A 6,237-nucleotide genomic window follows, 5' to 3' on the forward strand; every position below is an offset into this window, starting at 1 on the left:
AGGCGATGTGGTAGCCGGCTTCCTACCAAATAGTTGCTATGCGGTGATTGCCATGCTTGCTACAAGTAGCCTCGGTGCAATCTGGACATCCTGTTCACCCGATTTTGGCGTAACAGGCGTGCTCGATCGCTTCGAACAAACTCGTCCTAAAGTCCTTTTTGCTACAGACGGTTATTACTATGGAAATAAAACTATCAGCAGCCTTGAACGTGTTAAAGCCGTCCAGAAAGGTCTAAGCGAATTAGAAGCCTGCATACTGATTCCTTATCTCAAGCCAAAAGATAGCGACAAAGAAGCCCTTGGTGATTCATTTCATACCTGGGCGGATGTAATGAAGGTAGAGGACAACAGCGCATTGTCATTCACGCAAATGCCCTTTTCGGCACCGCTGTACATCCTCTATTCATCAGGAACAACAGGCAAACCCAAATGCATTGTACATAGCGCTGGTGGTACCTTGATTCAGCACCTCAAAGAGCTTGCACTGCATACCAACGTCAAGCCAAATACCAAGCTTTTCTACTACACAACCTGTGGCTGGATGATGTGGAACTGGCTCGTTTCTGGTCTAGCCTTAGGTGCTACGCTAGTGTTGTATGACGGCTCACCATTCCACCCAGAACAAACCAGCCTGCTTGATATTGCAGACGAAGAAGGTATCGATATTTTTGGGGCTAGTGCCAAGTATTACGCTGCCTGTGAGAAGTTTGGTCTGTCGCCGAAGCATAGCCACCAACTTGATAGCGTCGAAGCATTCTTATCAACCGGCTCCCCCTTGAGCCACGAAAGTTTTGAATATATTTACCGCGACATTAAGACGGACGTATGCGTCTCTAGTATTTCCGGGGGCACAGATATCATCTCTTGTTTTGCGCTAGGAAACCCGAATCTTCCAGTATACAAAGGTGAGCTTCAATGCATTGGCTTAGGGATGGACGTACAATTTTTAGATGATGATGGAACTAGCCTTACACAAGGAAAAGGAGAGCTTGTTTGTAAGCAAGCCTTCCCTTCCATGCCAACCTGTTTCTGGAATGACAAAAATAACGAAAAATACCAAAGCGCTTACTTTAAACGCTTTGACAACACATGGGCTCATGGGGACTACGGAGAGCTTATTGTCCACGAAGCAGATAATGGAACACCAACCCAAACCGGCGTAATCATTCACGGCCGCTCTGATGCAATCCTTAACCCTGGCGGTGTTCGAATAGGTACTGCTGAGATTTATCGTCAGGTTGAAAAGGTTGAGGAAGTGTTTGAGTCAATTGCTATCGGCCAAGAATGGCAAGATGATGTTCGTGTCATTCTCTTTGTCCGTTTACAAGAAGGTTTAACACTAGACACGCAGCTTATCGATAAGATAAAACGAAGTATCCGCGAGAATACTACACCAAGGCATGTGCCCAATAAGATTCTTCAAGTCACGGACATTCCCAGAACATTGAGTGGAAAAATTGTCGAGCTAGCCGTTAGAAATGTCGTGCACGGCAAAGAGCTTACAAATATAGAAGCATTGGCAAACCCAGAGGCATTAAACTTATATAGCAACTTAGCGGCCCTGAAAAGCGACTAGCACAATGACTATAAAATCAATAGAGAAGGCAATCTTCTCTATTGATAATAGGCGCTTTACAATAAACCGTAATCGCGTTCCACACGTGAAACCCTGACTTTATAGTCTCTATACCAGCGCTCCTTTCCTAAAGACTGTGCTGCAGTATGTTCTAGATTATCTTTCCACGCTTTAATCGATTCCAGATCACGCCAATAGGAAACCGTCACACCTAGTGAGTCACGTGCTGACTCTAAGCCCAAAAACCCGTCTTGCTCACTGGCAAGCGCTTCCATACGAAGAGATGTGTTAGAGTATTCCTTATCATCGCTACTAAGTACTGAGGTAAAAATGACAGAGTAATAGGGAGGTTGCGGTGTGCCTACAATTGCGTCCATTCTGCTTATTGCTCCTTGTAAAAACAGTTTCTGTAGTGAAAAAACACGTTCCCAGCTTCAACTTACTAACCATAAATTTTGCCCGCGCCCTGCGGGTAAAAGCTACAGTTCAAATAAACTATTTTTTGCTCTTCAAATCAAGAAAAATTGGCTAGATTTTTTAACTCGAGAAGCCAAAACGAGGTTGGCAAAAAAATGCCTAAGTTGGACATCCAGCAAATTCAAGCTATAATTTTCCTATGATTTCTCCGGATACGGATACACGATAATGCGAGCATTTATTTCGAAAGCCACGTTACTTTATCTGTTACTCAGCACCACGACCGCCCTCGCTAACAAACAAGATCAAGTAGCTATTTCTTTGGCCTTTACTTTTTCAATGCCCCCATACTTAAGCCAGGATAAAAAAAGCGGTATTGAACGTGACATTATCTATATCGCACTTACCCAAGCAGGCTACGAATCAATTAGTATTGAGAATGTCCATTACCTACGCGCAATAGAGTTAGTTAAAAGTGGCAGCATCGACGCAATTGTTTCAAATCAATCAAATACGATCTATTCTTCCAATTTGCCGGGTATTTCCACGAGCCACAAAACACTTGACTATGTGGACTGTGCCATCTCACTCGCTAGCCAGAACCTACAACTNAAAACTATATATGATTACTATGACAAGCATATTTGGGCTTTCAAAAGTGCGAGCACTACCTTGGGCCAAGACTTTCAGCTTATGACTCAGAATAACAAGAAGTACACTGAGGATGTTGATCAATTAAAACAACTCGACATGCTCGCAATGAAGCGCATTGACATTGCTATTTCGGATCGAAATATTTTTTCCAGCAAACACAAAAACAGCAGGAAATATCAATCCCTGGAATTTAGCTTCGACAATATTGCTCCCCCCACTTCTCGAGTAATTCGATCGATGGATAGGACATTAATCCAAAAGTTCAATAAGGGCTTGGAGGGCATTCAGGGTAATGGTGAGTACCAGGCTATCTTGAGTAAATATAGAGACTCTTATGCGGGGACTTGCGAATAAACCAGGTTAATTAAATCGCTCGATAGATAATTCCTGGGCGGCACTGAATCATTTCAAAGTACTCCGATAAACCATTAAGTGACTCAGAAGCACCTAAGATCAAATACCCTCCCTTCTTCAAAACACTATGTATTTTGACCAGAATCTTTCGTTTTAATTCAGGTGAGAAATAGATCAAGACATTTCTACAAAAAACCACATCGAGATTAGTTCCAACTCGACCGTAACCTTCCATCAAGTTTAACAACTGAAAATCAATGCTAGTTTTGTACTCAGGTTTAATCTGCCAACGACCATCTTCAAGCGAACTAAAACACTTCTTCAAGCGTTGCTCAGACATTCCGCGCCCAAGCGCCAACATCTCATAGATACCAGACTTCGCGTTAGCAAGCACTGTCGGTGAGATATCTGTCGCGACAACCTTTACCCCCCCCTTCAATCTACCGGGCTTAGACTCTTGAAACTCTTTCGCAATGATAGAGATCGAATAAGGCTCTTGACCTGTTGAGCATGCTGCTGACCATATTTTCAAGGGTGCAATAGTATTCTGCTTATCTGCTTCAACGAAGATTTTTTCTTTTAGAACAGTAAAAGGATGAGAGTCTCGAAACCATAAAGTTTCATTTGTAGTCATCGCATCAATCACTTCTTCTCTGAGATTGCGATGTGAAATACTCTTAAGCTTGGACACGAGCTCACTTAGGCTTGCAATCTGATGCTTTGCCATCACAGGCTTGAGGCGACTACTCACTAGATAAGCCTTATTTTCACCCAACAATATCCCGCACGCTTCCTCTAGAAAGGTGCGGAATAAGTGATACTCCTGAGCTGAACTATCTAATTGCATAGCCACCCTTTAACGAGCATGTTGCGCTGTACATCTAAGCTTTCGTCTTGATACGATCAATGATATCCATCACTTTTTCCGCAAGTTCATCCGGACTAAACTTGGCCATAAAGTCATCGGCACCAACTTTTTCTACCATTGCCTGGTTAAACACACCACTCAATGAAGTGTGCAGCATAATATAAAGTGGTGCTAAACGATGATCATCCTTACATAAGGTCGTCAAGGTGTAGCCATCCATCTCTGGCATCTCTACGTCTGAAATCATCAAATCAATATGATCATTAAAGTGTGACCCGTCCGCCACAAGTTCCCTTAGATAATCGTAGGCCTGTTTACCATCATTCTTGGTAATTACTGTAATGCCGATAGCTTGTAGGCAGTTTTGTATTTGCTTACGCGCAACCACCGAGTCATCAACGACCAGAACGGTAGGCGGCGATTCACTATTACGTTCACACACCTGTTCTACGAACTCTTCGTTAACGGTTTCTTCTACAGGCGCCACTTCAGACAGAATCTTCTCTACATCGATAATTTCTACAAGCTTATTATCGATACGAGTGACGGCAGTCAGGTAATTTTCGCGTCCGGCACCCTTTGGCGGCGGATGAATCTCTTCCCAATTAAGGTTAACGATACGTTCAACATCACCAACCAGGAAGCCTTGAGTCTTTCTGTTGTATTCAGTAATAATGACAAAGCTATTGGGAATTGTCTCTTCCGCAATCGGCATCTGTCCTGTTGCCATCCCCATATCCATAATAGGGATAGTTCCACCACGAATATGCGCGACACCGCGAACAACAGGATGTCGTTGTGGCATCATAGTTAACTTAGGGCACTGCAATACTTCTTTAACCTTAAAAACGTTAATTCCGTATATCTGCTGACCCTGAAGCTTAAACAACAATAATTCCAGTCGATTCTGCCCAACGAGCTGAGTTCGTTGGTTAACACTGTCCAGAATACCGGCCATATATATAGCTCCCCTAACGATGTTCAGAGCGGTATGTTACTTGCTTAAGTATTTAGCAGAATGCTTGATACTTAAGCAAATAGGTAAAACCCTGAGCAACGATTTGTACTTTTGACGCAACACTCAGTTTACGCAATAAAGTACTTGTTATTACACGTGCTTTTTAATTTTTTGCACAGCTAACAATAGCATAGGACATAAAATGAAAATTAGTAGGCAAATATTCTGGTTACCGCTTCTTTTTCTGAGCACACTAGTTATCGGGAGCGAGACCGTAACTTTGGAGAATAAGCATAGTCACGCTACGCCTGAAGAATTAGCAAAGAATGAAACCTCAGACAATAACTTCGACCTTAAAACGCTAGTCTCGGCATACCTTGAGCAGTTAGCCGCTGATTATGCGGACAAAGGTTACCGCTCAGAATACAGGGTCGGCAATATTGATCCATACCACAAAAACAAAACATGTAGCGAGCAGCCACAACTTAAGCTGAATCGCCCTCCTCTCACACAAAACCGAATAACAATCGAGATTCGCTGCGAAGGTCTTAAACCTTGGAAACTCTATATTGGCTCAGAATTCGACCTTTACGCTCATACAGTTGTCGCAACGGGGGGTATCCGGCGTGGCCAAGTGATCTCTATAAATGACATCAACCTAGAAGAAATAGTTATTAACCGAACACACTATTCACATTATCAACAGCTATCTGACGTCGAAGGTATGGTAGCTCGGCGCTCAATTAGGCCCGGATCAACAATTCAACCTGGCCATTTAACACCGCCAAAGCTGGTTAAGCGCGGCGATAATGTTGTAATCGTTGCCAGCAATAGTGCAATTTCGGTTAGAATGAACGGCACCGCTATGACTGACGGGGCGTTGGGGCAGCAAATACCCGTACAAAACCTGCAGTCGAAGCGTGTTGTAAAGGCTCGCGTAAGTGAGCCCGGCCTTGTAATAATAACACTTTAGAAAAAAACATAATTTACTGTAAGATTTAGCTAAAGTATTAAGATCGCATGCCGATATTCTAGGCATAGAAAGATTTAAGGATGCATCACCATGAATATTGATATAAATGGCATTGGCTCTAATCGCACAGATGGCCCCAAACGAAATCAGGCTGGAAAGTCTGTTGAGAGCATTAGTAACCCCGCTCAAGGGCAGCCCCCTTCAAGCGAAAATGCTAAAGACAGCGTTAGCTTTAGCTCCTCGGCACAAAATCTTGCTCGCATTGAAGCAGAGATTAAATCACTGCCTGAAGTAAACCAAAGCCGCGTCGATGAGGTAAAAGCTCGTATAGAACGTGGTGAATATCAGCCAGACTCTGATAACTTGGCTCGAAAAATGCTTGATTTGGGGTAATTATCATTAATTACTCCAATGAGGTCTACTATGTCAGAGTTTAC

At 43.1% G+C, this 6,237-nt stretch carries 7 protein-coding genes; 4 read left to right on the plus strand and 3 right to left on the minus strand.

Translation table 11 applies throughout. The features are described 5' to 3' along the window. Positions 1-1,576 (plus strand): acetoacetate--CoA ligase (locus A3761_RS03700; RefSeq protein ID WP_068749839.1); only part of this gene is annotated, 1,576 nt, incomplete at its 5' end. Between the two features lie 56 nt (positions 1,577-1,632). Here A3761_RS03700 and A3761_RS03705 read toward each other — a convergent pair. After that, positions 1,633-1,953 carry an antibiotic biosynthesis monooxygenase gene (locus A3761_RS03705; RefSeq protein ID WP_068507222.1) on the minus strand — a complete coding sequence of 107 codons (321 nt, stop codon included), beginning with the start codon at positions 1,951-1,953 and terminating at the stop codon, positions 1,633-1,635. Positions 1,954-2,221: 268 nt separating this feature from the next. Here A3761_RS03705 and A3761_RS03710 point away from each other — a divergent pair, with 268 nt between their 5' ends. Further along, positions 2,222-3,001, plus strand: a complete 780-nt coding sequence (locus A3761_RS03710) for an ABC transporter substrate-binding protein (protein ID WP_068553295.1) — start codon at positions 2,222-2,224, stop codon at positions 2,999-3,001. 10 nt (positions 3,002-3,011) lie between these two features. On the opposite strand, the gene A3761_RS03715 is transcribed toward A3761_RS03710, so the two are convergent. Further along, positions 3,012-3,848, minus strand: a complete 837-nt coding sequence (locus tag A3761_RS03715) for a protein-glutamate O-methyltransferase CheR (protein WP_068507226.1) — start codon at positions 3,846-3,848, stop codon at positions 3,012-3,014. A gap of 34 nt (positions 3,849-3,882) precedes the next feature. After that, complete coding sequence (locus tag A3761_RS03720; RefSeq protein WP_068553293.1) at positions 3,883-4,827, minus strand: chemotaxis protein CheV; 945 nt, start codon at positions 4,825-4,827, stop codon at positions 3,883-3,885. 202 nt (positions 4,828-5,029) lie between these two features. Between A3761_RS03720 and flgA the strand changes: the two genes are divergently transcribed. Together flgA and flgM are read left to right on the plus strand one after the other, a co-directional pair. Next, entirely contained in the window at positions 5,030-5,800 is a 771-nt protein-coding gene (gene flgA, locus A3761_RS03725; protein ID WP_068507230.1) for a flagellar basal body P-ring formation chaperone FlgA, read from the plus strand. Positions 5,801-5,890: 90 nt separating this feature from the next. Beyond that, positions 5,891-6,193 (plus strand): flagellar biosynthesis anti-sigma factor FlgM, encoded by a 303-nt coding sequence (gene flgM / locus A3761_RS03730; protein ID WP_068507233.1) that lies wholly within the window; start codon positions 5,891-5,893, stop codon positions 6,191-6,193. Positions 6,194-6,237 lie beyond the last annotated feature (44 nt).

The organism is Oleiphilus sp. HI0123 (assembly GCF_001635315.1).